Raw genomic sequence first — 26555 nt, 5'->3', positions numbered from 1 at the left:
ATGCGTCATGTCCGCGGCCCGGAACGCCTCGTCGAGGTCCGGCGACACCCGCGAGCCGGTCCGCGTCAGGCTGCGTCGCCCGGCACGGCGGTGCGACGGCGGCGGGCCAGGGCGACGGAGCCGCCGCCCAGGGCCAGCAGCGCCGCGCCGCCACCCACGAGGTACGGGGTGGTGGAGCTGCCCCCGGTCTCGGCCAGGTGTTCCGGCTTCGGTTCGGCGCCGGCCTGAGAGCTGACCTGCGGGGCGCCCGGCGCCTCACAGGTCGCCTCAGCGAGGGTGACCTTCCCCTCGACCTCGGCGACGTTCAGCTTGAGCGGGTTCACCGAGACCGCCAGGCGAAGCGCCGTGGCCGCGGCGGTGCGGGACGTGGTCGAGGTGCGCGACAGGTCGAGCCGCACGGTACCGACCCCCGGCACGTCGACCGTGGTCGTACCGCTGGAGGCGAGGTTGACCTTCTTGCCGAGCACGACCACGCTGCCCAGCACGTTGGACGTGGCGGTGGGCCGCTTTCCGGCCTGGCACACCGCCTTCGAGGTGACCTGCTGGACCTCGATCAGCGGCACCGCCGGCAGCCCGGGGAGGTGCACTTTGGCGTGCGCGAGGTTGGCGTACCCCTCGGCACGGGACTTGTCGACGGTGCCACGTGCGGTGGCCACATCCGCGCGCAGGACGTTGAACGGCTTTCCCCCTTCGACGCCGTCCAGTGTCGCGCTGAGCGCGGTCTTGTTGGCGGATGCCGGCGCGCGCACCTCGTTGAGGGCGAGCGCCAGTGGAGCCTTGACCGTCTTGTTGAGCAGCGAGACGCTCAGATCGGTGCGGAGCACGGTCGCACCGGCTCCGCCCGTCGTGTGCGTGCTCGTCTTGGCAGCGGAACCGCCGGTCTTCCCGTCGCCGTCGGTGGCGTGCGCCGCACCCGCGGGCAGCAGGCCCAGGACGGAGACGGCGGCAGCGGCCGTGGCGGCCGCCAGGCGGCGGGCGGGCATGCCGGAGTAGTTGTTGGTGGAACAGGACACGTGAGTGGACCCCCACAGGAGACATGGAGCCGCCGGCGACTCGCCACGGGGGGACACCACGGGCGCCGACGGCATCGACCCCGCAATATTTGCGGCACGTCGAGCCAACTGGCAGGTTCCTGAGGTCAGTTCACCCCAACGGGTGCCACTCGCCGATGCGTTCGATCCCCTGGATCCGTCGGACACATCCGAGTCACACCCGCCGCATCTGCCACACCGGCCACGCGGTCCTGTTCTCTCAGCAGATCACCCGCCCGCGCAGCACCACCCGCCGCGGCGCCGTCAGCACCCGCACATCGGCCCGCGGGTCGGACTCGTACACGACGAGGTCCGCGGATGCGCCCTCGGTGAGCCCGGGGCGCCCGAGCCAGGCCCGCGCGCCCCAGGTGGCCGCCGAGAGCGCGGCGGTCGCCGGGATGCCGGCCTTGACCAGTTCGGCGACCTCCAGGCCGACCAGGCCGTGCGGCAGCGAACCGCCCGCGTCGGTGCCGGTGTAGATGGGCACGCCCGCGTCGTAGGCCGCGCGCACGGTGTCGTAACGGCGATCGTGCAGCCGTCGCATGTGGTCCGCCCAGCGCGGGAACCTCTCCTCCCCGGCCATCGCCAGCTTGGGGAACGTGGCGATGTTGACCAGGGTCGGGACGATCGCCACGCCCCGCTCCGCGAAGAGCGGGATGGTCTCCTCGGTCAGCCCCGTGGCGTGCTCGACGCAGTCGATCCCCGCCTCGACCAGCGGGGCCAGCGTCTCCTCCGCGAAGCAGTGCGCGGTGACCCGGGCGCCCAGCCGGTGCGCCTCGGCGATGGCCGCCTCGACCGCCGCGCGCGGCCAGCAGGCCGCCAGGTCCCCGCGCTCCCGGTCGATCCAGTCGCCGACCAGCTTGACCCAGCCGTCGCCGCGCCGCGCCTCCCGCGCCACATACGCCACCAGCTCCTCGGGCTCGATCTCATGGGCGTAGTTGCGGATATAGCGCTTGGTCCGGGCGATGTGGCGGCCCGCCCGGATGATGCGGGGCAGGTCGTCGCGGTCGTCGATCCAGCGGGTGTCGGCGGGCGACCCGGCGTCCCGCAGCAGCAGCGCCCCGGCGTCCCGCTCGGTCAGCGCCTGCTTCTCACTGGTCGAGTCGTCGACGGCGCCGTGTGTGTCCAGCCCGACGTGGCAGTGCGCGTCCACGAGCCCGGGCAGCACCCAGCCCTCGATGATCCGCACATCCCGGTCGGCGGCCGGCCGGTCGTAGGTGATCTTCCCGTCCACGACCCACAGTTCGTCCCGGATGTCCATGTCCCAGGCGGAGCCCCCGGCGTCCGGCCCGACGACCACCCTGCCCTTGATGTGCAGCACCGCGCTATCCCTCATGCTCGCACTGTACGAGACTTCGCCGACGCTCTGACCGGCCATTTCCCAGGGTCCGAAACGGCGCCACTCGTACAACACGAGGAGCGCTGCTACGCTCACGCAACCCAGGACGAGGGGAAGTGAGGAGGCCCGAGTGAGCGCTCCCACCGATGACCCGGCCGCCGTACACCCCGCACCACCCGCGGCACTGCCGGAGTCACCGGAGAACCCGCCCCCAGCTACCGCTGGTGGGGGTCCCCCCAGCGGTAGCTGGGGGCGCCCCCTGCCGGACTTACCGGTGGCCGCCCCGCCGGACCTGGCACCCGATCCGGCACCGAGTCCGGCACCCGCCCCCGCAGCCGCCCCCGCAGTCGCCCCGGCGCTCGCTCCGGCAGCCGGTTCGTCATCCGTGCCCGACGCGCCGCCTGACATCCAGGCGGAATTCCGGGACTTCTTCGAACGGCACCACGCCGAACTGGCCCGCCTCGCCCACCTGCTGCTCGGCAGCTCGGACGGCGCGGACGACCTCGCCGCCGACGCGCTGGTCGCCGTGTGGCACCAGTGGGAGCGGGTGCGCGCCGCCGACCACCCCGCCGCGTACGCCCGGGGCGTGGTCGCCAACCTGGCACGCTCCCGGATCCGCAGCCTCGTCCGCGAGCGCCGCCGGGTGGCGCTCTTCTCGTCCCAGCGCGCCGACCATGTCGACGACCCGGACATCTCCGCCGTGGTGGACGTCCAGGCCGCGCTGGTGCGGCTGCCGTTCCGCAAGCGCGCCTGCGTGGTGCTGCGCCACGCCTTCGACCTGTCGGAGCGGGAGACTGCGCGCACGCTCGGCATCTCGGTGGGCACGGTCAAGAGCCAGACCTCGCGCGGTATCGCGGAGCTGGAGCGGCTGCTCGGCTCGGCGCACGGCGGCGGGCAGCAGCCGGTGCCGGGCCCACCGGAGACCGTAAGGAAGCTCCACCCTGGCCATGCGGGAGGGAACGGTCGATGATCGACCACCGCGAGCGGCACGACCGGATCGATGTCGCCGCCGAGCTGCGCACCGCGGCCGAGTCCCACCGGCCGGACCGGGCCCGGATGCTGGCCCGGGTGACCGCGGGCATGGCGACGGACGGACGGCGCCGCCCCGAGCGCGGGGCCGCCCGTCCGTGGACCCGGGTGGCGGGCCCGGTCGCCGGGCTCGCGGCGGCGGTGGCCGCCGCGGGGATCGTGGTGCTGGCCACGGAGCCGACCCAGCAGCCGCAGACCGTACGGACGTCGAGCGAGCCCGCCGTCCCGCCGGCGGGGCAGGACAACGGGAGCGGACGGGGGACGACGGACGACGGGTCACAGCGGCGCACCCCGACCGCCTCCCCCACCGCGGTCGGTCCAAACCACCTCGCCGACCCGGTGGTGCGTTCTCAAGGCGAGATCAACCCGGGGTCCAACCCGTACTGGGCGCAGAGCGATGTGATCGTGAAGACCGGCAAGCCGCTGACCTCGCTGACCGTCGAGCTGCGGGTGGCACACACCGGAGGGGTGCTCACCACCGGCTCCTGGAGCACGCTGCCCACCGACGACCTGACCGTCTCGGTGCGCAGCGAGGGCAGCGCGCTGGTGTACCGCTGGACGCTGAAGGACGGGGCCACGGTGCCCGCGGGGCGGCATGTCTTCGCCGGGCAGTACAACCACGCGGAGGGCGACCGGAACATCGCCGGGGACGCCTACTCGGCCTCCGGCAACGGCCCCTCGGGCGCGTTCGCCGTCCGGGGCCGATTCCGCACGGCCAAGTGAATCAAAGTAAATCCAGGTGAATCCAGGTGAATCCTGATGAATTCTTGGCGACCCGCGGAGATATAAATGGGGCACCTTTTTGAATACAGGTTCCCATCGTCTTCTGCCCGCTTTCCGGACTCCTAAACGCTGAAGTTTCGTAACCCGGAACCGCTGTAATTCAAGAGCATCACCACGCCGTTACGCAGATGTGACGCACTCCACACGGCGACCACTTTACCCCGATAACTCCCCGACAAAGCAGCACTTTTCGACGATCCCCCGTGCGCACGCGCGTCCCCGCGCGATAACACGCCGCCCCTCCTTCGGGTAACCCCTCACCACGATGCAATTTAAGATTGTGCTGGGTAAATTCAATCCGCATGACCGCCGCACAAGCAGACCTTGCACGTGCCCGAAGAGAAATGCCGGAAGGACTGAGGCTCGAGGCCCCACGCGTCGAGGACGGAGCCGCGATCTGGCGCATAGCCCGCGATTCCGGAACCTTGGACCTGAACTCGTCCTACAGCTATCTGCTGTGGTGCCGCGACTTCGCCGCCACCTCGGTCGTGGCCCGCGACGCGCACGGGGAGCCGGTCGGCTTCGTCACCGGTTATATCCGCCCGCGGCGCCCCCGGACCCTGGTGGTCTGGCAGGTCGCCGTGGACCGGGCGTGGCGCGGCCGGGGACTGGCCGCCGCCCTGCTGGACGGGCTGGCCGCGCGCGTCGCCGAGCAGTCCGGCATCCACCGCGTCGAGACCACGATCACCCCGGACAACACCGCCTCCAACCGGCTGTTCACCTCCTTCGCCGAGCGGCACGGAGCGCCCGTGGAGCGCGAGGTGCTGTTCGACGGCGGCCTGTTCCCCGACGGCGGCCATGAGCCCGAAGTGCTGTACCGCATCGGCCCGTTCGCCACCCGGACCTGACGCCCCGCGCCGAGACCCCCGTACGCCAACCCTCCACCCCCCTCACACTCATCTCCCAGGAGAATGCTGTGACCATCACCCCGCCCGCGCTGAGCGTCTTCGAGGCCCTGGAGTCGGAGGTGCGCAGCTACTGCCGCGGCTGGCCCGCCGTCTTCGACCGCGCCCAGGGCAGCTACATGTACGACGAGGACGGCCACACCTACCTCGACTTCTTCGCCGGCGCCGGGGCGCTCAACTACGGCCACAACAACCCGGTCCTCAAACGCGCGCTGATCGACTACATCGAGCGCGACGGCGTCACCCACGGCCTGGACATGGGCACCACGGCCAAGCGGGCGTTCCTGGAGTCCTTCCAGAACACCGTGCTGCGCCCGCGCGACCTCCCGTACAAGGTCATGTTCCCCGGCCCGACCGGCACCAACGCCGTCGAGGCCGCCCTGAAGCTGGCCCGCAAGGTCAAGGGGCGCGAGGCCATCGTGTCCTTCACCAACGCCTTCCACGGGATGTCGCTCGGCGCGCTCGCCGTCACCGGCAACGCCTTCAAGCGGGCCGGCGCGGGCATCCCGCTGGTCCACGGCACGCCCATGCCGTTCGACAACTACCTGGACGGCCGGGTCCCCGACTTCCTGTGGTTCGAGCGGCTGCTGGAGGACCAGGGCTCCGGCCTCAACCAGCCCGCCGCGGTCATCGTCGAGACGGTGCAGGGCGAGGGCGGCATCAACGTGGCGCGCAACGAGTGGCTGCGCGGCCTGGCCGACCTCTGCAAGCGCCGCGACATGCTGCTGATCGTCGACGACATCCAGATGGGCTGCGGCCGCACCGGTCCCTTCTTCTCCTTCGAGGAAGCGGGCATCACCCCGGACATCGTGACCCTCTCCAAGTCCATCGGCGGCTACGGCCTGCCCATGTCGCTCGCGCTCTTCCGGCCCGAGCTGGACATCTGGGAGCCGGGCGAGCACAACGGCACCTTCCGCGGCAACAACCCGGCCTTCGTCACCGCCGCCGCGGCCCTGGACACCTACTGGGCCGACGGCCAGATGGAGAAGCAGACCCTGGCCCGCGGCGAGCAGGTCGAGCAGGCGCTGCGCGAGATCTGCGAGGAGCACGTCCGGCTGGGCGCCGAGTACCGCGGCCGGGGCCTGGTCTGGGGCGTTGAGTTCGCCGACCCCTCGCGCGCCACGGCGGTGTGCGCCCGCGCCTTCGAGCTCGGCCTGCTGGTGGAGACCTCGGGCCCGCAGAGCGAGGTCGTCAAGCTGCTGCCGCCGCTGACCGTCTCCCCCGAGGAGCTGGACGAGGGGCTGCGGACTCTGGCACGAGCCGTCCGCGAGACCGCCTGACGCCACATCAGGCCGCACCAGGCCACATCAGATCCCCCACAGAAAGGCGCAATCCACCGTGATCGTCCGATCCTTCAAGGACATCGAGGGCACCGAGCGGCATGTGAAGGCCAAGTCGGGCACCTGGGAGAGCAAGCGCATCGTCCTCGCGAGGGAGCGGGTGGGCTTCTCGCTGCACGAGACCACGCTCTACGCCGGCACCGAGACGTCGATGTGGTACGCCCATCACATCGAGGCCGTGCTGTGTGTGGAGGGCGAGGCCGAGCTCACCGACGACGAGACCGGCGAGAAGCACTGGATCGCCCCGGGCACCATGTATCTGCTGGACGGCCACGAGAGGCACACCCTGCGTCCGAAGACCGACTTCCGTTGCGTCTGTGTCTTCAACCCGCCGATCACCGGACGGGAGGACCACGACGAGAACGGCGTATATCCCCTGATCACCGAGGCGGAGGAGGCCTGATCCAGATGACCACGGTCGCTGACCTGTACCCGACCCGCGCAAGCTCCGAGACGGTCACCCCACGGGCGGACCCGGTGGTGTGGTCCGGCCCCGGGGACCCCGGGCCGATACGGCCGGCCGAGCTGAGCGGCTTCGAACGCGACGGCTTTCTCGCGATCGAGCAGCTGATCACCCCGGACGAGGTCGCGGTCTACCACTCCGAACTGGAGCGGCTGATCGCGGATCCCGGGGTGCGGGCCGACGAGCGCTCGATCATCGAGCCGAAGTCGCAGGACGTACGGTCGGTGTTCGAGGTGCACCGGATCAGCGAGGTCTTCGCGAACCTGGTCCGCGACCCGCGCGTCGTGGGCCGGGCCCGCCAGATCCTCGGCTCCGATGTGTATGTCCACCAGAGCCGGATCAACGTCAAGCCGGGCTTCGGCGCCTCGGGCTTCTACTGGCACTCGGACTTCGAGACCTGGCACGCGGAGGACGGGCTGCCGAACATGCGGGCCGTGTCCGTGTCCATCGCGCTGACCGAGAACCACGACACCAACGGTGGCCTGATGATCATGCCGGGGTCGCATCGTACGTTCCTCGGCTGTGCGGGGGCGACGCCCAAGGACAACTACAAGAAGTCGCTCCAGATGCAGGACGCGGGGACCCCGTCGGACAAAGCGCTGACCGAGCTCGCGGACGCGCATGGCATCAGGCTGTTCACCGGCAAGGCAGGGTCGGCGACCTGGTTCGACTGCAACTGCATGCACGGGTCGGGTGACAACATCACGCCGTACCCGCGCAGCAATGTCTTCATCGTCTTCAACAGTGTGGAGAACACGGCGGTCGAGCCCTTCGCGGCGCCGGTCCGGCGCCCGGAGTTCATCGGCGCGCGCGATTTCACGCCCGTGCGCTGACCCTCGCCGGGGGCGCGGCGCCGCCTGCGGCGCGCTGCTCCCCTACCCGCCCCTTCCCGAACCGGGGCTCCGCCCCGGACCCCGGACGCCCTTCGGGCGTGTCCTCAAACGCCGGACGGGCTGACTTTCCGCCTGGACGGGCTTGATTCGCCCGCCAGGGCAAATCAAGCCCGTCCGGCGTTTGAGGACCGGGGTCCGGGGCGGAGCCCCGGTTGTGGGAAGGGGCGGGTAGGGGACAAAGCCCGCCGCAGGCGGCGCCTACACCCCCGCCGGCAGGCCGGAGAGCACGTCCAGCAGCCGGTCCACATCCGCCACGCCGTTGTAGACGTGGAACGACGCACGCAGATTCCCCGCCCGCGCCGCAACCGAGACCCCCGCCTCCGCAAGGCGGACCGCCGCGTGGCCGAGCCCCGGCACGGACACGATCGCCGACCCCGGCGCGGCAGCGCACCCGTGCCCCAGCGCGGTCAGCCCCGCCCGGAAGCGGTCGGCGAGCGCGCGGTCGTGGGCGCCGATGGCCGCGGTGCCCAGCTCCTCCACGAGCGAGAGGGAGCGCACGGCGCCCACGTACGACAGCAGGCTGGGGCTCTGGTCGAAGCGGCGGGCCGAGTGCGCGAGTTCCTCGACCGGCCCGTAGCAGCTGTCCCACGGCTTCTCGCCGGCCGCCCAGCCGGCGAAGACCGGGGTGAGCCCGCCGAAGTCCTCGGGCACGGTCAGGAAGGTGACGCCGCGCGGGCACATCAGCCACTTGAAGCCGACGCACACGGTGTAGTCCGCGTCATCCGCGTTCAGCGGCAGCCAGCCGAGGCCCTGGCTGCTGTCCACCAGGAGCCGGGCGCCGTGCGCGCGGGCGGCCGCGCGGATGGCGTCCAGGTCGGCGATCCGGCCGTCCGCCGACTGCACCGCGCTGACGGCGACCAGGGCGGTGCCGGGGCGCACCGCGTCCGCCAGGGCCTCCAGCGGCACGGCGCGCGGCTTGAGGTCGCGGCGCATGGTGAAGGGGTTCACCAGCGAGCTGAAGTCGCCCTCGGCCACCAGGACTTCCGCGCCGGACGGCAGGGAGGCCGCCACCAGCCCCGCGTACACGGCGACCGACGCGCCCGCGGCGACCCGCCCGCCCGCCACCCCGGCCAGCCGGGCAAAGGCGGCGCGCGCCTCGTCCACCGCCTCCCAGGCCAGGTCGGCGTCGGGCCCGCCGCCGGCCGCGGCGTCCATGGCCTCCTTCATGGCGGCCACGGTCCGGGCAGGCGTCAGACCGGTGGAGGCGGTGTTGAGGTATGTCGTCTGCGGCGCGAATTCCGCGCCTCCCAGGGGCTCCATGTCCACCCACTATGAGAGGCGCTCACCCCCGCGTCCATCGCGGATCTTACTTATCGCCGCTGACCTGCGACGCTTCCCAGGCCTGGCGCAGCGCCTGGGTGAAGACATCAGCCGGTTGGCCGCCCGAGACGCCGAACCGGCGGTCGAGGACGAAGAACGGCACGGCGGTGGCTCCCAGCGCGGCGGCCTCCTGCTCGTCGGCCCGTACGTCGTCGGCGTACGCGGTCTCGTCGTCGAGCACCGCGCGGGCCTCGGCGGCGTCGAGTCCGGCCTCGGTGGCGGCGGAGAGCAGGGTCTCGGTGTCGAAGAGGGACCGCTCCTCGGCGAAGTTCGCGGCGTAGAGCAGGCTCAGCAGTTCGCCCTGGCGCCCGCGGGCCTTGGCGAGGTGCAGCAGCCGGTGGACGTCGAAGGTGTTGCCGTGGTCGCGCTCGGAGCGGTAGCCGAGTCCGGCGTCGGCCGCGGCCTCGGCCACCCGGGCCTCCATGGCCTGCGCCTGCTCGCGCGGGACCCGGTACTTGGCCGCCAGCATGTCGAGCACCGGCACGGTGTCGCCCTTGGGGTGGTCGGGGTCGAGCTCGAAGGAGCGGTGCACCACCTCGACCCGGTCGCGGTGCTCGAAGTCGGCCAGGCCCTGCTCGAAGCGGGCCTTTCCGATGTAGCACCAGGGGCAGACGATGTCGGACCAGATCTCTACGCGCATGAGTTCCTTCGCCCGCTCTTCGGGGTCTCGGGGGGGGTGTGTCACTGTGTCGGAGGGTCAACCATGAGACGCCCCGGTTCATTCCCCACGGGGATTGCGATCACCTGATTCGGGGTGATTGTCTCCCCGCATGGCCAACCTCATCCTCCGGCTCACCGAAGAAGAACACGAGGAGATCCGGCGTCGCGCGGCGGCCGTCGGCATGACGCTCCAGGCGTACGGGCGGGCTCAGCTCGCGCTGGACCGGGACGAGACCCGGGAGGCGTTCCTGGCCGCGTTCCGGGATTCGCTCCAGCGCTGGAAGGGCGAGTTCGCCGAGCTCAACGAGGAGCTCGCGGCCCGGCCCCGCAGCACGAGCAAGGAGATGGGGTTCGATCCGGCCACGCGTCTGAGGGACGCCTGTTGACCCGTTCCCCCGGCTTTCCCATCGACTTCCCCGCCCTGCTCCAGGCGACCGCGGACATCCCCGGCTCGCCCGCGATAGACGACTACGGGGTGCCGCTGGCGGCCATCCACCGGCACGGCGCGCACATGCTGAACCAGGACGTGTACTGGGGCGCCCATCTCAAGGCGGCCGCCGTCCTGGACACGCTGCTGCGCCATCCCTGGCTCGAGCACTCCCAGGCGGACGCGGCGTGGGCCGCGACCCGGGCGGTGCTCACGATAAACGGCCTGACCGTCACCCCGGATGTGAAGGGCTCGGAGGTGCTGGCGCTGATGCGTGCCATCGCGGGCCCCGGGGTCCCGTTGCGCGACATCGCCCGCGCCCTGCGCGGCTGGACGGTGGACGGCGCGGCGGACGGGACGCCGGACGGCTGAGCCGGCTCCCCGGCCCGGACGGCGCTGTGGGCGGGACCGGCCGGTCCCGCCCACAGCGTCACACCTCAGGTCGTCACACCTCGGGTCGTCAGACCTCGCGGCGGCCGTTCACCCGGCGGGGCAGCCCCTGCGGGTTCTCGTCGCGCAGCTCCGGCGGGAGCAGCGCGGCCGGGGCGTCCTGGTAGGTGACCGGGCGCAGCCAGCGCTCGATGGCGGTGCCGCCGACCGAGGTGGAGGTGGAGGTGGTCGCCGGATACGGGCCGCCGTGGTGCTGGGCGGGGGCGACGGCGACGCCGGTCGGCCAGCCGTTGACCAGGACCCGGCCGGCGAGCGGGGTGAGCTCGGCGAGCAGCTCGGAGGCGCGGCCCTCGGCCCCGCCGCCCTCGCCCTCGGAGAGGTGGACGGTGGCGGTGAGGTTGCCCGGCAGCCGCCCGAGCACGGCCGTGATGTCGGCGTCGCTCTCGTAGCGGGCGAGCACGGTCACCGGGCCGAAGCACTCCTCGAGGAGCACATCGTGCGGGCCCTCCTCGGCGAGCAGCCGCGCCGGGACGGTCAGGAAGCCGGCGCTGACGGTGTGCTCACCGCCGGAGCCGGGGGTGACCGGGGCGTCGACCTCGGGGAGTTCGGCCCGCTCCTTGACCCCGGCGACGAAGTTGTCGCGCATGCGGTGGTCCAGCAGGACGCCGGCCTCGCTGTTGCTGACCGCCTCGGTGAGGGACTTCACCAGCCGGTCGCCCGCCTCGCCCGCGGGGGCCAGGACGAACCCCGGCTTGGTGCAGAACTGGCCCATGCCCAGGGTCATCGACCCGCCGAGGCCCGCGCCGATCTGCTCGGCGCGCTCGGCGGCCGCGGCCTCGGTGACCACGACCGGGTTGAGGCTGCCGAGCTCGCCGTGGAAGGGGATCGGCACCGGCCGGGCGGCGGCGGCGTCGAACAGGGCGCGGCCGCCCCGGATCGACCCGGTGAAGCCCGCGGCGGCCACCAGCGGGTGCTTGACCAGCTCGACGCCCGCCTGGAAGCCGTGCACCACCGAGACGACCTCGACCGGCAGCCCGGTCTCCTCGGCGGCGCGGCGCAGCGCGGCGGCGGTCACCTCGGAGGTGGCGGGGTGGTCCGGGTGCGCCTTGACGACGACCGGGCAGCCCGCGGCGAGCGCGCTGGCGGTGTCGCCGCCGGGCACGGAGAAGGCGAGCGGGAAGTTGCTCGCGGAGTAGACGGCGACGACGCCGAGCGGCACCTTGTAGCGGCGCAGGTCGGGCCAGGGCGGGGTCTGGGTGGCGTCGGCGTGGTCCACGCGTACGTCGAGGAAGGCGCCCTCGCCCACGATGTCGGCGAAGGCCCGCAGCTGGTAGGTGGTGCGGGCGAGCTCGCCTGTGAGCCGGACCGGGCCCAGCGCGGTCTCGGCGTCGGCCGCCTCGACGATCTGGTCCTTCGCCTCGTCGAGGCGGTCGGCGGCGGCGCGCAGGAAGGCGGCGCGCACCGTACGGTCGGCCAGGGAGCCGCGCGCCTCGTGGGCCGCCCGCACCACGCGGTCGATCTCCTCGGCGGTGGCTTCGATCGCGACCTGCTCCCGCTGCTTCCCGGTTCGGGGGTCGACGCTCCACACTGGTGCTGACACCGCGGAATCCTCCTGCTGTGTTGCCGCTGCTTGCGTCCCGCACCTCGGCTGTTGTTCGATATGCTGAACGCTGTCCCTGATGGTGAACTCTGTCGGGACTCTATGGCTGGTCGAACAAAGGGGTCAAGGCGATGTCAACTGCCGAGACGGGTGGGGCCCAGGTCAAGTCGGCGGTCCGCACGGTCGAACTGCTGGAATTCTTCGCCGGCCGGCCGGGCATGCACAGCCTGGCCGCCGTCCAGGAGGCCGTGGGTTACCCCAAGTCCTCTCTCTACATGCTGCTGCGCACCCTGGTGGAGCTCGGCTGGGTGGAGACCGACGCGACCGGCACCCGCTACGGCATCGGGGTGCGCGCCCTGCTCGTCGGCACCTCGTACATCGACGGGGACGAGGTCGTGGCCGCCGCCCGGCCGACCCTGGACCGGCTCTCGGACGACACCACCGAGACCATCCACCTCGCCCGCCTCGACGGCACCAACGTGGTCTACCTCGCCACCCGCCAGTCCCAGCACTATCTGCGCCCCTTCACCCGCGTCGGCCGCCGGCTGCCCGCGCACTCCACCTCGCTGGGCAAGGCGCTGCTGGCCACGTACTCCGACGAGCAGGTGCGCAAGATGCTGCCGGAGACCCTCGGCGGGCTCACCGAGCACACCATCACCGACCGCGAGAAGCTCATCGAAGAGCTGCATGTCATCCGCGAACAGGGGTACGCGGTGGACCGCGAGGAGAACACGCTGGGGCTGCGCTGCTTCGGCATCGCCATCCCCTACCGCACCCCCTCGCGGGACGCGATCAGCTGCTCGGTGCCGGTGGCCCGGCTCACCCCCGCCCATGAGCAGATGATCAAGGACGCCCTCTTCGACGCCCGCGACCGCCTCACCCTCGCGACCCGCCGCCTCTGACCGACTGACCGATCGCCTCCAACCCACCGCGTACGCGGGCGGATTCACCGGACCGGGCTGACACACGGGCGCCGCGGTGGTCTGCTGTGACCGAGCGAGCGAGAGGTGAGACCCATGGAGTACGCCCGCCTGGGACAGTCCGGGATCAAGGTGTCGCGGATCTGTCTGGGGATGATGAGCTACGGCGACCCCGAGCACCGCAAGTGGCAGCTGGACATCGACGCGGCGCGGCCGATCGTGCGGCGGGCCGTCGAGAGCGGCGTGACGTTCTTCGACACCGCCGACATGTACTCCAACGGCAGAAGCGAGGAGATCACGGGCGAGCTGCTGCGTGACTTCTTCCCCGGCCGCGACGACTACGTCCTGGCCACCAAGGTGTATCTGCCGATGGGTCCGGGCCCCAACGACCGCGGGCTGTCCCGGAAGCACATCCTGGCGAGCATCGACGCCTCGCTGCGGCGGCTGGGCACCGACCACGTCGATCTCTACCAGATCCACCGGTGGGACCCCGAGACGCCGATCGAGGAGACCATGGAGGCGCTGCACGACGTGGTGCGGGCGGGCAAGGCCCGCTACATCGGCGCGTCGTCCATGTTCGCCTGGCAGTTCGCCAAGGCCCAGCACACGGCCGCGGCGGCGGGCTGGACCCGGTTCGTGTCGATGCAGAACCACTACAACCTGCTGTACCGGGAGGAGGAGCGGGAGATGAACCCGTTCTGCCTGGACCAGGGGGTGGGGGTGATCCCGTGGAGCCCGCTGGCGCGCGGGCTGCTCGCGGGCACCCGGGACCGGGACCGCTTCGGGACGACGACGCGGGCGGGCAGCGATCCGCTGGTCGAGAAGTGGTACGCGGACGCCGAGTTCGACATCGTGGACGCCACCCGCGCCGTGGCCGAGGAGCGCGGGCTGTCCCCCGCCCAGGTCGCCCTCGCATGGCTGCTCGGCCGGCCCGCGGTGACCGCGCCGATCGTGGGGGCGACCAGAATCGGCCACCTGGAGGACGCGGTCGCCGCGGTCGAGGTGACGCTCGACGAGGCGGAGGTGGCCCGCCTGGAGGCGCCGTACCGCCCGCGCGCCGTCATGGGCCACGGCTGACGGCACGCGCGGGCAGGTCAGGCAGGATCAGGTGAGCAGCTGCTCCAGCGGGTCGATCCCGAAGTAGAGGACGAACAGCCCGGCCGTCCCCCACAGCAGCCAGTGCACCTCGCGCGCCTTGCCCAGCACCGCCTTGATGAGCACATACGCGATGAACCCGGCGCCGATCCCATTGGTGATGGAGTAGGTGAACGGCATCACGACGATGGTGAGGAACGCCGGAATGGCGACGTCATAGCGGTCCCACTCGATGTGCCGCACCTGGCTCATCAGCAGGAATCCCACGGCGATCAGCGCGGGGGTGGCGGCCTGGGCGGGCACCATGGTCGCCAGCGGGGTCAGGAAGAGGGCGAGCCCGAACAGCGCGCCGGTGACCACGCTGGCGAATCCGGTGCGCGCCCCCTCGCCGACCCCGGCCGCCGACTCGATGTAGCTGGTGTTGGACGAGGCCGACGCCGCGCCGCCCGCGGCCGCCGCCACCCCGTCGATCAGCAGCACCCGCCCCAGGTTGGGCACCTGGCCGTCCTTGTCCAGCAGCCCGGCCTCGCTGCTCACCCCGACGACCGTGCCCATGGTGTCGAAGAAGTCGGACAGGATCAGGGTGAAGATCAGCAGGACGATGGTGACCACGCCGACCTGCTGGAACGCCCCGAACAGGCTGAAGGAGCCGATCAGGCCGAAGTCCGGGGTGTCGACGATCTTGTCCGGGAGGGAGGGCGCGGTCAGCCCCCAGGCCCCCGGCTTGAGGTCGGCGATCTCGTTGATGACGACCGCCAGCACGGTCATGGTGACGATGCTGATCAGGATCGCGCCCTTGACCTTGCGCACCATCAGGGCGATGGTCAGCAGCACCCCGAGGCAGAAGACGAGCACCGGCCAGCCGGTCAGCCGCCCGGTCGCGCCGAGCTGGACCGGCACCGAGCCCTCCATGCCCGGGATGCGGGTGGCGAAGCCCGCGTCGATGAAGCCGATGAAGGCGATGAACAGGCCGATGCCCACGCTGATCGCCTGTTTCAGCGGCTGTGGGATCGCGTTCATCACCGCCTCGCGCAGCCCGGTGCCCACCAGCACACAGATGATCAGGCCCTCCAGGACCACCAGGCCCATGGCGTCGGGCCAGCTCATCTGGGGGGCGATCTGGTAGGCGACGACCGCGTTGAGCCCGAGGCCGGCGGCCAGCGCGAGCGGCAGATTGCCGCCGACGCCCATGAGGATCGTCATCACACAGGCGACCAGCGCGGTCGCGGTGACCAGCTGCGCACCGTCGAGATGATCCTGGAACTTGTCCTCCGCCTTGCCCAGGATGATCGGGTTCAGCACGAGGATGTAGGCCATCGTGAAGAAGGTGGCGAACCCGCCCCGGACCTCCCGGCCGAGGGTCGAGGCCCGCTCGGATATCCGGAAGAACCGGTCAAGTGGGCTGCGGGGTGGGGTGGTTGGGGCCGGTGCCTTGTCGGTCACCTGTCCTGCCATGTTGTGGCGCTCCTTAAGCGTGAATATCAGACGCGTGCGGGGTGACTGGATTGTGCCCCCTACGCGGACCGCTCAGGTTTTCGCCGTGTTACGAGATCAACTGCCGTGCGGCGCCGTGCGCTTGGCCCGGGCCGTCACTCCATCGTCGAGCCGATCTCGGAGCCGTTGGCCACGACCAGGAAGCTGGTGACGGGCAGCGAGCCGTCCTGCCGCCGGGCGCCACGGGCCGTCACGGGATCGGTGGTGACGAAGGGCGGGGTGGCCGCGCCGCCGGGGTTCCAGCCGCTGCCCCGGCCGGGGCTCCAGTTGTTGCCCCGGGAGACGGCCGTGGCGCCGGTCTCGGCCTTGGCGTCGCCGTTGGAGACGGAGAGGTTGCGCTCCAGCAGCGCCTGGGAGCTGGCGAAGGAGTAGCCCGAGGCCTCGTTGGCGTACGCCGTGGTGCGCCGGACACGGATCGCGCCGGTGTTGCCGTTGGCCGCGAAGCCGTACTGGGTGTTGTCCCAGGCGGCGGAGTTCCGTACGACATGGGCGGGCGAGGGGGCCGGGGCGTCGCCGCCGAGCTGGAAGCCGCTGCCGTTGCCGCGGAAGTCGCTGATACCCCAGCGGTTCTCGCCGTTTCCGAAGGACCAGGTGTGCTCGATGGTGACCGGGCTGGCCCATCTCCACAGGTCCACGCCGTCGTCGCTGTTGTTGAACGCCCGGACCCCGGTGATCACATTGCCGGAGCCGGAGCCGTGGGTGATGGCTATGCCGTCGGCCTGCTTGCCGCCGGTGGCGTCGTCGTGGTTGTCGTACGAGTCCAGATTGCGGATGACGTTGTCGTTGCTGCCCTTGCCACGCAGGGTGAGCCCGGTGTCGCCGTTGCCGTGGGTGGAGAGGTTGTCGAAGACGGTGCTCTCACAGGAGACGCAGACCAGGCCGCCGCCGGGGGCGTTGCGGAACTCGATGCCGGAAACAGTCCAGTAGTCCGCGCGCAGCGAGAGCAGTGAGGAGCCTGTCGAGAGCCGCGAGCCGTCGACACGGACCTGTTCGGCGCGGTACGGGCGCAGCTCGACGCGGTCCCGGGCGGTGCCGTTGATGGAGCTGCGGAGGGTCCGGGCGGGGTAGTAGGTGCCGCCGCGCACCTCGATGACGGTGCCCGCCTTCGCGATCGAGAAGGCCTTCTCCAGTGTGCGGTACGGGGATTGGAGCGTGCCGGAGTCCTGGTCGTCGCCCTGGGAGGACACATACACGGTCGAGCCCACGGCGCTCGCGCCCTCGGGCGCGGCCGTCAGATAGACCCCCGCCACGGCCGAGGCCACGATGACGGCGCTGCCCAGCGGCAGCGTACGGTCCTTCCGACGGCGGTGGCGACCGCGCTTGCGCCTCAGCCCCATGGCAACTCCTGTTCTGCGTCGAGGGAACGGGCCGGGGGATCCTGGTCCGACCTGTTCCAAGCTGTAGTTGCCGCCAACCCCAGACTAGGTTGCCACGCACTCGCGGATTCTTAGATTACGAAATCGGGATGGTCGCACGAGAGGACGGGGCAAACCTTGATCATTTCGTGGCCGGAGAAGCGACGGCGCCGATCAAGGGCGGTCAGGGCGCGATCAATGCACGGTCAGGACGGATCGCACCGACTCGCGGGGCGTCATGGCGCGACACCCGGAATATGGTAGCCTGAGGCAACTATTTACGCGAACGAAGGCCCAGGAGGCCCGAGATGCAGCCGCGCAGCCCCAGCCGCACCGCCTGGCTCGCCGCCGCGCACCGCGCGGACCACCAGAAGCTGGACGCGGGCCGGCTGTTCCACGATCCGCTCGCCGTCCGCATTCTCGGCGCGGACGCCGACGGCCGCGACGACGCCGACGCCGCGTCCGGGCGCCGGCGCATCCGCCTGTTCATCGCCGCCCGCTCGCGCTTCGCCGAGGACCGCCTGGCGGCCGCCGTGCGGCGCGGCGTGCGCCAGCTCGTGGTTTTGGGCGCCGGGCTCGACACCTTCGCCTACCGCAATCCGCACGAGGCGGCCGGGGTGAGGGTCTTCGAGGTGGACCACCCGGCCACCCAGGCGTGGAAGCGCGAGCGCCTGGCCGACGCCGGAATCCCGCTGCCGCCGTCGCTGACCTTCGCGCCGGTCGACTTCGAGCGGGAGAGCCTGGCCGACGGCCTGACGGCGGCGGGCTTCGACCCGGCGCGGCCGGCCTTCTTCAGCTGGCTGGGCGTGGTGCCGTATCTGACCCGCGACGCGGTGTTCGCCACGCTCGGGTTCATCGCGGGCCTGCCCGGTGGCACGGAGGCGGTCTTCGACTACAGCGAGCCGCAGAGCGCCATGACACCGCGCGGGCGCGTCTCCCATCGCGCTCGCGCGGCGCGTGTGGCCGCGGTCGGCGAGCCGTTCCTCAGCTACTTCGCGCCCGAGCAGCTGGCGGCGGACCTGCGGGCGGCGGGTTTCGGCGCGGTGGAGGACCTGGACGCGGTCCGGCTCGTGTCCCACTACGCCGCCCACGCGCCGGCCGACGCCCGCGAACGCCGCTCGACGGCCCACGTCCTCAGCGCGACGACCGTTTCCGCTTCCCCGACCGGCCCGGCTACGCCTTCAACTGGGTGAAGCGGATGCGGTTGCCGAAGGGGTCGCGGAGGCCGCAGTCGATGCCGTACGGGCGCTCGGTGGGCTCCTCGGTGAACTCGACGCCCTGGCTCTTCAGCGTCTCGTACGTCTTGCGGCAGTCGTCCGTGGTCAAGATGAGCCAGCCGCTCGTCGCGCCCTTGGTCACCAGCTCGCGGACCTGCTGCGCGGTCTCCTCGGACATCGCCGGAGGGCCCGGCTTCTCCAGCAGGATCTGGCGCTCCGGGTGGCCGGGAACGCTCACGGTCAGCCAGCGCATCACGCCGAAGTCGACGTCCGCGTTGACCTCCAGGCCAAGCTTGCCGACGTAGAAATCAAGGGCTTCGTCCTGATCGAGCACGTAAATCGCGGAATGTGTGATTGCGTTGAACATGTGCATCACGTTACCGAGCGAGCCGGACGAAAACTTATCCAAAACTGCTCAGTCGCTCGGCCGCGTCCACGCCATCGTGAAGCACGTCGGCACGCCCGTGGCCACCGCTTCCTTGCGGTAGGCCCGCGGTGACCGGCCGACGATGTCGCGGAAGGTGCGGCTGAAGGTTCCCGGGCTGCCGAAGCCGACCTCGAAGCAGATGTCCGTCACGCTGCGGTCGGTCTCCCGCAGCAGGAACATGGCCCGCTCGACGCGGCGGCGCTGAAGATAGCGGTGCGGGGTCTCGCCGAAGGTGGCCCGGAAGGTGCGGGCGAAGTGTGCCTGGGAGACATGGGCGATCCGGGCCAGGGCGGGGACGTCCAGCGGCTGCGCGTAGGCGCGGTCCATGGCGTCCCGTGCCCGCAGCATGCGGCGGTTGGTGTCTTCTGCGGCACTGCTCACAGCGCCATCACACCACGGTCGGCCACGGCAGGGAGAAAGGGGCCGGGGAAGGGGCGGGGGAAGGGGAGGCCGGGCGGGGCCAGGTAACGCCCGGCCTCCCCGCTGGGGGGGGCGGCGATCAGAGGCGGCCGGCGCCCGCGCGCCCGTCCACGATGCCGGGCACCGCGCGCGGCGCGTCGACGCGGGTGCGCAGCGTCGGCGTCCAGCCCGCGTCGTCGCCCAGCTGCTCGGCGGGGACGCCCGCGTTGTGGACGGCGAGGAGGTCGACGGGCTTGCCGTTGACGTAGTTGTTCTCCTCGGTGAGCGCCGTGCCCTTCCACTGCTTGATGACCTTGGCCCGGTCGACCGTGCCGGGCAGGGTGAGGGCGTTGGAATCGGCGTACAGCTGGGACTCCACACCGACGCCCCAGCTGTAGACATAGCCGTCGGCGGGGGCGATGTAGTGGTTGTTGTACGCGTCGACCTTGCCGAAGCGGACGCGCGGGGCGCGCTCGACGATGTTCTTGAAGACGTTGTGGTGGAGGGTGACGCGGAGCTTGCCCCGGTCGGTGGCGCCCGCGCTGTCGCTGTTGCCGATCATGAGCGTCTTGTCGTGGTCGGCGAAGACGTTCCAGGAGGCGGTGACGAGGTCGGCGCCGCGCACCACGTCCAGCTCGCCGTCGTGCTGCTGGTAGAGCTGGCCGTAGTAGCGGGGCTGGGCGCTGTCGGGGCGGCGGCCGTCGGTGAAGGTGTTGTGGTCGACCCAGACGTGGGTGGAGCCGTAGACGACGAGGTTGTCGTACTCGGAGTTCCAGGCGCCTTCCGCGCCGTCGGTCGGGTCCCAGGCGGGGAAGCAGTCGTAGGCGTCCTCGAAGGTGAGGTTGCGGATGATGACGTTGTCCGCGCCGGTGACCTGGAGGCTGGCGCCGAGCAGCCGGGCGTCCCGGCCGGCGCCGACGATGGTGGTGTTGGAGGGGACGGCCAGCTTGACGCGCTTCGCCTGCACCGCGGCCGACGCTGCGCGGGCGTCGTCCTGCGGGCCGGACGGCTGGGCGTCGCCCCAGGTGGCCGGGTCGTACGCGGCGAGGTAGGCGTCCAGGCCGTAGCCGTCGGTGGCGTAGTCGGCGCAGGACAGCGGCTGGCCGGAGTCGTCGGTGTTGGCGTCGATGGTGCCCTTGACGTAGATGAGCCTCGGCGCCGTGTCCCCTCCGGCCAGCGCCTTGGCAAGCTCGGCCCGGTTGGTGACGGTGAAGGTGTGGACCTTGTCGGCCTTGGCGCCGCCGGTCGTGCCGCCCTCGGCGGAGGCCCAGCCGTCGCCCGCCGGGAGGCCGGCCCGCGCGGAGGCGTGGGAGGTGTACGAGGCGGAGGGGGCGGCCGTCGCGGAGGGGGCTGCGGCGAGCGCGAGGGAGGCGCAGCACAGCACCGAGGCGACGCGGGCATGACATCTGAATGTGCGCATGTTCCGGCTCCTTGCGGGACGTGTGGGGCGTACGGGGAAGGGGCGGGGCGCGGGGCGCGGGCCGCTACCAGGTGATCCAGCTGTCCGGGATCGCCTCGCCCAGGCGGCGTACGTCGGACGCGGCCAGCACGCCCCTGGCCCCCAGCTCGCGCGCCACGAGGCGGGCCACCTCGATCGCGCCGTGCGGCTGGAAGTGGGTGTTGTCCTGCCGGCCGTCCGGGTAGTTGGGCCACTCCCCCGGGTCGAGCCAGTTGAAGCAGCCCTTGGTGGACTCGGGGCCGAGCCGCTGCCACAGCGCGATGCTCGACGCCTGTACGTCGATCAGCGGCACCCCCTCGGCCCGGGCGAGGGAGCGCATCGCGTCGGGGTAGGCGCCGTGCGTGGGCTGGGCGGTGCCCGCGGCGTCGAACTTGCGGCGCTCGACGGAGGTCAGCAGCACCGGGCGGGCGCCGCGGTCGCGCGCCCCCTTGAGATACAGCCGCAGATACTGCGGATAGGTGGTGGCCGGATCGGTGCCCCGAGCCGGGTCCTCGACCTTCTCGTCGTTGTGGCCGAACTGGATGAACAGGAAGTCGCCGGGCCGGATGGCGGCCAGGATCGCGTCCAGCCGCCCCTCGTCGTAGAAGCTCTTCGAACTGCGGCCGTTGACGGCGTGGTTGGCGACCCTCAGCCGGTCGGCGAGGAAGAAGGGCAGGGCCATCCCCCAGCCGGTCTCCGGGGCCGCCGAGGCGGCCTTCGTGGCGGCGGTGGAGTCGCCCGCGAGATAGACGGTCACCCCGGCGCGGGGCTTGCCGCGCCCGCCGGAGCGGGCCTGGGCGGTGCCGGTGGTGGCGGTGAGGGCGAGCGGGAGCGCGGCGAGCGACGCGGCCGCGTGTCTGCGGGAGAGTGACATGGCGTGCGGATGCCTTTCGTCCAGGTCACGGGTGTCGAGACGGACGGGGGCGCGGGTGGGGCGCGGGCCGGCCGCCGGGGTGCGGCGGCCGGCCCGCGACGCGAGCGCGCCTCAGCTGTGCTCTTTCCAGTCCGCCTGGGCCTCGTTGAGCTCCTTGGCGACCTTGTCGCAGAACTCCTTGGCGGTCATCTTGCCGAGCAGCACCTTCTGGAAGTTCGGCTCGTTGTCCGCCTTGCTGATGGTGTTCCAGTCCGGCAGGTAGTACGGCAGCTGCACCACCTTGGTCTGGGGGTCGCTGAGCGATTGCAGCGCAGCCTTGGTCGGCGGGGCCTGCTCGATCCAGGGGTCGTTCGCGGCGTCGACGTTGGCCGGGATGGCGCCGACGTCCTCGTTCCAGAGGCTGTTCATCTCCGCGGAGGCCGCGAACTCGATGAACTTCCAGGCCGCCGCCTTGTTCTTGCTCGCCTTGAACAGGCCGAGGCCGTCGACCGGGTTGGAGACGATGGTGCGCGGCTGCCCCTCAGCGGACGGCGGCATCGGCACACCGGCGATCTTGTCCTTGCCGAACGCCTTCAGATGGTCGGTGTAGCTGCCCAGGTTGTGCTGGAGCATGCCGATGTCACCCTGGTCGAACTGGGCGACCATCTTGGTGAAGTCGTTGTTGAGGTCGGCGGACGGGGTGTCCTTCTTGTAGAGGCCGACGTACTTCTCCAGCGCCGCCACGTTCTTGGGGTCGTTGAGGGTGGTCTTGTCGCCGTTCCAGAAGGTGTCGATCCCGGACTGGGCGTACATCATCTCCATCGCCTGGGCGATGGACCCGGCCCCGCCGCGCAGGGTGAAGCCGAACTTGTTGTCGCCCTGGTCGGTCAGCTCGCCGGCGGCCTTGTAGAAGTTGTCCCAGCTGGTCGGCGCGGGCAGGCCCTTCGCCTTGAACAGGTCGGTGCGGTACCAGAGGGTGCCCTGGTTGGCCGAGGTCGGGACGGAGAACATCTCCTTGTCGTCGCCACCGGCCGCGCGGACGCTGTCCACCATGTTCTTGACCAGCTTGCCCTTGAGCGAGCTGTCCTGGATGCGGTCGGCGACCGGCTCCAGTGCGTCCTGGACGACGAGGTTGGCCAGGTACGCCGTGCCGACGCCGCCCACGTCGGGCAGGCTGTCGTTGCCGCCCTGGATGGCCGTGTCGTACTTCGACTGGACGTCGGCGATCGGGATCGGCACGTACTCGACCTCGATGTCCGGGTACTTCTTCTCGAACTTGGCGATGATCTCCTTCCAGATCGCGGTGCGCGGCCCGCCGTTGTTGTCCCAGAAGACGATCTTGCCCTTGCCGGACCCCTCCGACCCGGAGCTCGACCCGTCGTCCCCGCACGCGGTGGCGGTCAGGGCGAGGGTGAGCGTCACGGCCACGGCCGCGGCGCCACGTACGGTTGGTATCAGGTGCTTTCTCATTGGGTTTATTCGCATGGTGCGCATCTCCTAGCGGTGAGTCTGGGGTGCCCAGCCGTCGCTGCCCGCGAGGTAGTCGGCCACCTCGTGGCCCGCGGCGTCGGCGTCCGTCATCCGCGGTCGGTCGGCGGACGGGGCAGCCCCCGGTCCGGTGGTGCGGTACTCGCTGAAACGGGCTTCCTGCCACGGGAATCCGCCCATGTCCGTCCACGGGGAGTTCTTGATCGCGGCGGGCAGCCAGGTGTCGCGGATCAGCACCTGGGCGATGGCGTCCGGCTCGCCGCCGGGGTGCCAGGGGCGGCCGAGGTGGAAGGTCTGGTCGGGCGCGTCGCTGACGATCCGGCTCCGGGTGATGAGGAAGCCGTACGGATTGCCCTTCCAGGTGCTCGCGGCGGTGATGTAACCGTTGTTGCTGTCGCTGCCGCGGCTGAGCGCCCTGATGGTGGAGCGCTCGATGACGGTGGTGGCGCGCCCGTAGATGAAGTCGACATCCCCCTCGATGTACGAGTCGCGGAGGTAGACGCGGCTGATGGTGGTCAGCTTGGGGCTGTCGGTCATCAGGGTGTCCTGGTTGCCCTTGAAGGCGGTGTCCGTGAAGACGATCCGGTCGCCGGTCGTCTTCATGGCCAGCGCCTGCTCGCCGTTCAGCTCGTGGGCGGCCTCGTCGAAGTCGTTGACGAAGGTGAGGTGGCGGGCGGTCACATCGCTCGCGGCGATCAGGACGGTGGCGCTGCCGGTCGAGCCGCCGTACTCGGCGGGGGTGTCGTACACGATGACGGTGTCGCCGCGGTCCCGCCCGGTGCCCAGGAAGGTGAGGCGCGGCTTGTCGGCCGGGACCCGGACCTGCTCGCGGTAGGTGCCGGGCGCGATGGCGATCGTGATCCGCCCGTCGTTGCCCGCGGGCACGGCGTTGACGGCGGCCTGGACGGTACGGAAGTCGCCGGAGCCGTCGGCCGCGACGCGCAGCACGGTGTCGGTGCCGAGGCTGCTCTGCGGTCCGGAGAACTTCTTCACCAGGGCAGGCACGGCGGCGGCCGGGTCCAGCCGGTACGGGTAGAAGTCGCGCGGGTCGAACGCCGCGCCCCGGGTGTCGTGGCGGCCCGTGGTGTCGCGGGCGATGCTGCCGCGCTGGACCAGCTCGGCGGTCTCATCGGCCTGGTACGGGTTGCGGATACCGTCGTAGTAGCTGTTCTCGATGACCATCTTGGTCCGGCCGCGGGACCAGTTGCCGTAGGTCCACACCGGGTCCTCGTCCTGGTACTGGGCGGAGAGGTAGTTGTTGTAGAGGTGGGCGTGGGCGGCGTTGTCGATGGACGGGCTGCGCTGCTTGATGCCGGTGAACCAGTTGTGGTGCAGGGTGATGTTGGTGGTCACGTTGTCGGTCCAGCCGAGGCCGAACGCCTTGTTGTGGTCCTTGAAGACGTTCCAGGAGACCGTGACGTAGTCGCTGTCCTTGCGGATGTCGAGCAGTCCATCGCCCATGCGGGTGAAGGTGTTGTGGTCGATCCACACGTGGTGGACGGAGTCCATCTGGATGGCGTCGAAGTCCTGGGTCTTGCCGTCCCAGTCGCCCTCGACATAGCTGTCCCGGATGGTGAGGTTCCGGATGATGACGTTGTGGGTGCCGGGGTTGAGGTGGAGTTCGCCGTGGACGATCTCCGCGGTGGAGCCGACGCCGATGAGGGTCTTGTTCGAGGTGACGACGATGTCGGAGCCGAAGGGGTCGACGGCGATCGAGCCCGCGATGCGGATGATGTAGGGGTCGGGGGCGGAGGCGTATGTGGTGAGGTCCTGCTGGGTGCGGACGGTGACCACTTTGCCGCCGGCGCCGCCGGTGGTGCCGCCTGCGGTGGCGGCGAAGCCGTCGGGTTTGTCGGTCCATGTGGTCGCGCCGGCGCCCGGCGCCGGACCCTGAGCGCGCGCTGCGGCGCCCGGGGCGCTGAGCAGCGCGGCCAGGAGGGCGGCCACCAGGGTCACCAGCGCGCCGGTGGCCCTCAGGGGTCGCGCCGTTGTGGGTGCGGTGCGTGGCCGTCTGCGGGTGGGGTTGTGCCCACCCGTCCCTCCCCCAGCTACCGCTGGGAGGTGCCCCCTCTGCGGGACGATTGCCCACAACCGGGTCATGACGCTCCCTCCGTACGGAAGTTTTTGAATTCGGCGTGGCCTGGCGCTCCCTGGCCTTCGGGGGCTGTGGCGAAGAGGCCCAGGAGGGCGCCGACCCAGCGCCAGGGGGTGGCGGCGAAGACGGGGCCGGAGGGGTGCCAGCCGGCGCCCGTGTTGGTGAGGAAGCGGCAGCGGGCGCCGCGGGAGACCTCGATGCGGAGGTGGGCCCGGCCGTCGGGGGCGTCGCGCGGGGGTTCGGCGTCCCGTTCCCGCTCGGTGGCGATGTCGGCGAAACGGTGGACGAGGCGGGTCCCGTCCGCCGTCCGCTCCAGGCCGATCCAGCCGAACGCGTCGCCCAGGACTGCCAGCCCCGCCTTGGCGCCCGGCACCTCGCTGTGCAGGGACAGCCCGACCGTCACCGTGAACTCCTCCGCGGGCAGCCGCTGCACCAGCACGTTCGGCAGCCGCCGCAGATCGTGTGCGTCGGCCGTGCGGTGGCAGGTCAGCCACAGGCCGTCGCCGCCGTGGGCGGTGGTCCAGCCCGGCGCCGGGTTGGCCGTCCACGACCACTGGCGGCCGAACCGCCCGCCCGGGAAGCCGTCGTCGGTCGCCGGGGCCTCGGGCGGCTGCGGCTCCGCCTTGGGCTTGCGGTACGACGCGACGGGCTCGCCCCGGTCGCCCATCACGGGCCAGCCGTCCTCGCCCCACTCCATGGGCTGAAGGTGCACCACGCGCCCGTACGCGCCGCGCTGCTGGAAGTGGAGGAACCAGTCCTCGCCCGCCGGGGTGTCCACCCAGGCGCCCTGGTGCGGGCCGTTGACGTCGGTGCGGCCCTGGGCCAGCACGGTCCGGTGTTCGTACGGGCCGAAGAAGTCGCGCGAGCGCAGCGCGCCCTGCCAGCCGGTCTCCACGCCCCCGGCCGGGGCCAGGATCCAGAACCAGCCGTCCCGCCGGTGGAGCTTGGGCCCCTCCAGGGTGAACCAGCCGGGGATGGCGTCCGCGTCGACGATCAGGGTGCCCTCGTCCAGGAGGGTGGTGCCGTCGGGGCTCATCCGGTGGCCGGTGAGCCGGTTCTTGACCCCGGCGCGGGACTTGGCCCAGGCGTGGACGAGGTAGGCCGAACCGTCCTCGTCCCACAGCGGGCAGGGGTCGATCAGGCCCTTGCCCGCCTTGAGCAGGTGCGGCCTGGTCCACGGGCCGCGCGGGTCGGGGGCGTTGACCTGGTAGACGCCGGTGTCGGGGTCGCCCCAGAAGATCCAGAAGCGGCCGTCGTGATGGCGGATGCTGGGCGCCCACACCCCGCAGTCGTGGCGCGGCGCGGCGAAGGACTCCGCGGGTTCGAGGCGGTCCAGGGCGTGGCCGATCAGCCGCCAGTTGACCAGGTCGCGGGAGTGGAGGACGGGCAGCCCGGGGGCGCGGCCGAAGCTGGAGGCGGTGAGGTAGTAGTCGTCGTCGACCCGGATGGCGTCCGGGTCCGACCAGTCGGCGTTCAGCACGGGGTTGCGGTAGGTGCCGTCGCCCTGGTCGGCCTGCCACACCGGCCCGCTCGTCGGCGTATGCGCGGATGCGGTCATGCTCTGCCTCCCTTCTTCGCTTCTCCGCACGCGCGG

Annotated in this window: 25 protein-coding genes; 11 read left to right on the top strand and 14 right to left on the bottom strand. The window is 71.3% G+C overall.

Translation table 11 applies throughout. The features are described 5' to 3' along the window. Nucleotides 1-65: 65 nt before the first annotated feature. Both ABTY62_RS22435 and ABTY62_RS22430 read right to left on the bottom strand, forming a co-directional pair. On the bottom strand, nucleotides 66-983 hold the full coding sequence (locus ABTY62_RS22435; RefSeq protein ID WP_352131201.1) for an SCO1860 family LAETG-anchored protein: 918 nt from the start codon (nucleotides 981-983) through the stop codon (nucleotides 66-68). Between the two features lie 268 nt (nucleotides 984-1251). Further along, complete coding sequence (locus tag ABTY62_RS22430; RefSeq protein ID WP_352131187.1) at nucleotides 1252-2367, bottom strand: amidohydrolase family protein; 1116 nt, start codon at nucleotides 2365-2367, stop codon at nucleotides 1252-1254. A gap of 388 nt (nucleotides 2368-2755) precedes the next feature. Here ABTY62_RS22430 and ABTY62_RS22425 point away from each other — a divergent pair, with 388 nt between their 5' ends. The 6 genes from ABTY62_RS22425 (at nucleotide 2756) to thpD (ending at nucleotide 7723) form a co-directional block, all read left to right on the top strand. After that, nucleotides 2756-3340, top strand: coding sequence for a SigE family RNA polymerase sigma factor (locus ABTY62_RS22425; RefSeq protein WP_352131186.1), 585 nt, complete (start codon nucleotides 2756-2758; stop codon nucleotides 3338-3340). Next, nucleotides 3337-4122, top strand: a complete 786-nt coding sequence (locus ABTY62_RS22420) for a hypothetical protein (RefSeq protein WP_352131185.1) — start codon at nucleotides 3337-3339, stop codon at nucleotides 4120-4122. The genes ABTY62_RS22425 and ABTY62_RS22420 overlap by 4 nt, the downstream gene beginning before the upstream one ends. A gap of 362 nt (nucleotides 4123-4484) precedes the next feature. Further along, nucleotides 4485-5030, top strand: a complete 546-nt coding sequence (gene ectA / locus ABTY62_RS22415; protein ID WP_352131184.1) for a diaminobutyrate acetyltransferase — start codon at nucleotides 4485-4487, stop codon at nucleotides 5028-5030. A gap of 68 nt (nucleotides 5031-5098) precedes the next feature. Next, nucleotides 5099-6367 (top strand): diaminobutyrate--2-oxoglutarate transaminase, encoded by a 1269-nt coding sequence (gene ectB, locus ABTY62_RS22410; protein ID WP_352131183.1) that lies wholly within the window; start codon nucleotides 5099-5101, stop codon nucleotides 6365-6367. A gap of 58 nt (nucleotides 6368-6425) precedes the next feature. After that, on the top strand, nucleotides 6426-6830 hold the full coding sequence (locus tag ABTY62_RS22405; protein ID WP_352131182.1) for an ectoine synthase: 405 nt from the start codon (nucleotides 6426-6428) through the stop codon (nucleotides 6828-6830). Nucleotides 6831-6835: 5 nt separating this feature from the next. Then, nucleotides 6836-7723, top strand: coding sequence for an ectoine hydroxylase (gene thpD / locus ABTY62_RS22400; RefSeq protein WP_352131181.1), 888 nt, complete (start codon nucleotides 6836-6838; stop codon nucleotides 7721-7723). 258 nt (nucleotides 7724-7981) lie between these two features. On the opposite strand, the gene ABTY62_RS22395 is transcribed toward thpD, so the two are convergent. Both ABTY62_RS22395 and ABTY62_RS22390 read right to left on the bottom strand, forming a co-directional pair. Further along, entirely contained in the window at nucleotides 7982-9043 is a 1062-nt protein-coding gene (locus tag ABTY62_RS22395; RefSeq protein ID WP_352131180.1) for an aminotransferase class V-fold PLP-dependent enzyme, read from the bottom strand. 46 nt (nucleotides 9044-9089) lie between these two features. After that, on the bottom strand, nucleotides 9090-9743 hold the full coding sequence (locus ABTY62_RS22390) for a DsbA family oxidoreductase (protein WP_352131179.1): 654 nt from the start codon (nucleotides 9741-9743) through the stop codon (nucleotides 9090-9092). A gap of 130 nt (nucleotides 9744-9873) precedes the next feature. Between ABTY62_RS22390 and ABTY62_RS22385 the strand changes: the two genes are divergently transcribed. Next, a complete protein-coding gene (locus ABTY62_RS22385; protein ID WP_311724985.1) occupies nucleotides 9874-10149 on the top strand; it encodes a plasmid mobilization protein in 276 nt (91 codons plus the stop codon). Then, the gene (locus ABTY62_RS22380; RefSeq protein WP_352131178.1) at nucleotides 10146-10562 is read left to right on the top strand and encodes a fic family toxin-antitoxin system, toxin component; all 417 of its coding nucleotides are present in this window, start codon (nucleotides 10146-10148) and stop codon (nucleotides 10560-10562) included. The genes ABTY62_RS22385 and ABTY62_RS22380 overlap by 4 nt, the downstream gene beginning before the upstream one ends. 88 nt (nucleotides 10563-10650) lie before the next feature. Here the strand turns inward: ABTY62_RS22380 and ABTY62_RS22375 are convergent, their stop codons facing one another. Further along, nucleotides 10651-12180, bottom strand: coding sequence for an aldehyde dehydrogenase (NADP(+)) (locus ABTY62_RS22375; protein ID WP_352131177.1), 1530 nt, complete (start codon nucleotides 12178-12180; stop codon nucleotides 10651-10653). A 131-nt stretch (nucleotides 12181-12311) separates the two neighbouring features. Here ABTY62_RS22375 and ABTY62_RS22370 point away from each other — a divergent pair, with 131 nt between their 5' ends. Further along, nucleotides 12312-13082 (top strand): IclR family transcriptional regulator, encoded by a 771-nt coding sequence (locus tag ABTY62_RS22370; protein WP_311724982.1) that lies wholly within the window; start codon nucleotides 12312-12314, stop codon nucleotides 13080-13082. Between the two features lie 114 nt (nucleotides 13083-13196). After that, a complete protein-coding gene (locus tag ABTY62_RS22365) occupies nucleotides 13197-14177 on the top strand; it encodes an aldo/keto reductase (protein ID WP_352131176.1) in 981 nt (326 codons plus the stop codon). A gap of 27 nt (nucleotides 14178-14204) precedes the next feature. Here the strand turns inward: ABTY62_RS22365 and ABTY62_RS22360 are convergent, their stop codons facing one another. After that, complete coding sequence (locus ABTY62_RS22360) at nucleotides 14205-15650, bottom strand: NCS2 family permease (protein WP_352131175.1); 1446 nt, start codon at nucleotides 15648-15650, stop codon at nucleotides 14205-14207. A 134-nt stretch (nucleotides 15651-15784) separates the two neighbouring features. Continuing rightward, a complete protein-coding gene (locus tag ABTY62_RS22355) occupies nucleotides 15785-17026 on the bottom strand; it encodes a right-handed parallel beta-helix repeat-containing protein (protein WP_352131174.1) in 1242 nt (413 codons plus the stop codon). A 326-nt stretch (nucleotides 17027-17352) separates the two neighbouring features. On the opposite strand from ABTY62_RS22355, the gene ABTY62_RS22350 reads away from it, so the two are divergent. Then, complete coding sequence (locus ABTY62_RS22350; RefSeq protein ID WP_352131173.1) at nucleotides 17353-18237, top strand: class I SAM-dependent methyltransferase; 885 nt, start codon at nucleotides 17353-17355, stop codon at nucleotides 18235-18237. On the opposite strand, the gene ABTY62_RS22345 is transcribed toward ABTY62_RS22350, so the two are convergent. The 7 genes from ABTY62_RS22345 to ABTY62_RS22315 form a co-directional block, all read right to left on the bottom strand. Then, nucleotides 18218-18628 (bottom strand): VOC family protein, encoded by a 411-nt coding sequence (locus ABTY62_RS22345; protein ID WP_311724977.1) that lies wholly within the window; start codon nucleotides 18626-18628, stop codon nucleotides 18218-18220. The genes ABTY62_RS22350 and ABTY62_RS22345 overlap by 20 nt on opposite strands. Before the next feature lie 48 nt (nucleotides 18629-18676). Further along, the gene (locus ABTY62_RS22340; protein WP_352131172.1) at nucleotides 18677-19069 is read right to left on the bottom strand and encodes a helix-turn-helix domain-containing protein; all 393 of its coding nucleotides are present in this window, start codon (nucleotides 19067-19069) and stop codon (nucleotides 18677-18679) included. A gap of 118 nt (nucleotides 19070-19187) precedes the next feature. Then, nucleotides 19188-20507, bottom strand: a complete 1320-nt coding sequence (locus ABTY62_RS22335; RefSeq protein ID WP_352131171.1) for a pectate lyase family protein — start codon at nucleotides 20505-20507, stop codon at nucleotides 19188-19190. 64 nt (nucleotides 20508-20571) lie between these two features. Beyond that, nucleotides 20572-21399, bottom strand: a complete 828-nt coding sequence (locus tag ABTY62_RS22330; RefSeq protein ID WP_352131170.1) for a rhamnogalacturonan acetylesterase — start codon at nucleotides 21397-21399, stop codon at nucleotides 20572-20574. A gap of 111 nt (nucleotides 21400-21510) precedes the next feature. Next, on the bottom strand, nucleotides 21511-22848 hold the full coding sequence (locus tag ABTY62_RS22325) for an ABC transporter substrate-binding protein (RefSeq protein WP_352131169.1): 1338 nt from the start codon (nucleotides 22846-22848) through the stop codon (nucleotides 21511-21513). A 27-nt stretch (nucleotides 22849-22875) separates the two neighbouring features. Then, nucleotides 22876-24822 (bottom strand): pectinesterase family protein, encoded by a 1947-nt coding sequence (locus ABTY62_RS22320; RefSeq protein WP_352131168.1) that lies wholly within the window; start codon nucleotides 24820-24822, stop codon nucleotides 22876-22878. Between the two features lie 140 nt (nucleotides 24823-24962). Next, on the bottom strand, nucleotides 24963-26519 hold the full coding sequence (locus ABTY62_RS22315; protein ID WP_352131167.1) for a glycoside hydrolase family 43 protein: 1557 nt from the start codon (nucleotides 26517-26519) through the stop codon (nucleotides 24963-24965). Between the last annotated feature and the right edge of the window lie 36 nt (nucleotides 26520-26555).

The sequence above is a fragment of the Streptomyces sp. NPDC097640 genome, assembly GCF_040302705.1.
In the GTDB taxonomy this organism is placed as follows: domain Bacteria; phylum Actinomycetota; class Actinomycetes; order Streptomycetales; family Streptomycetaceae; genus Streptomyces.
Note: the sequence above shows the minus strand (reverse complement) of the source record. Positions and strands in the feature narration are given on the sequence as shown.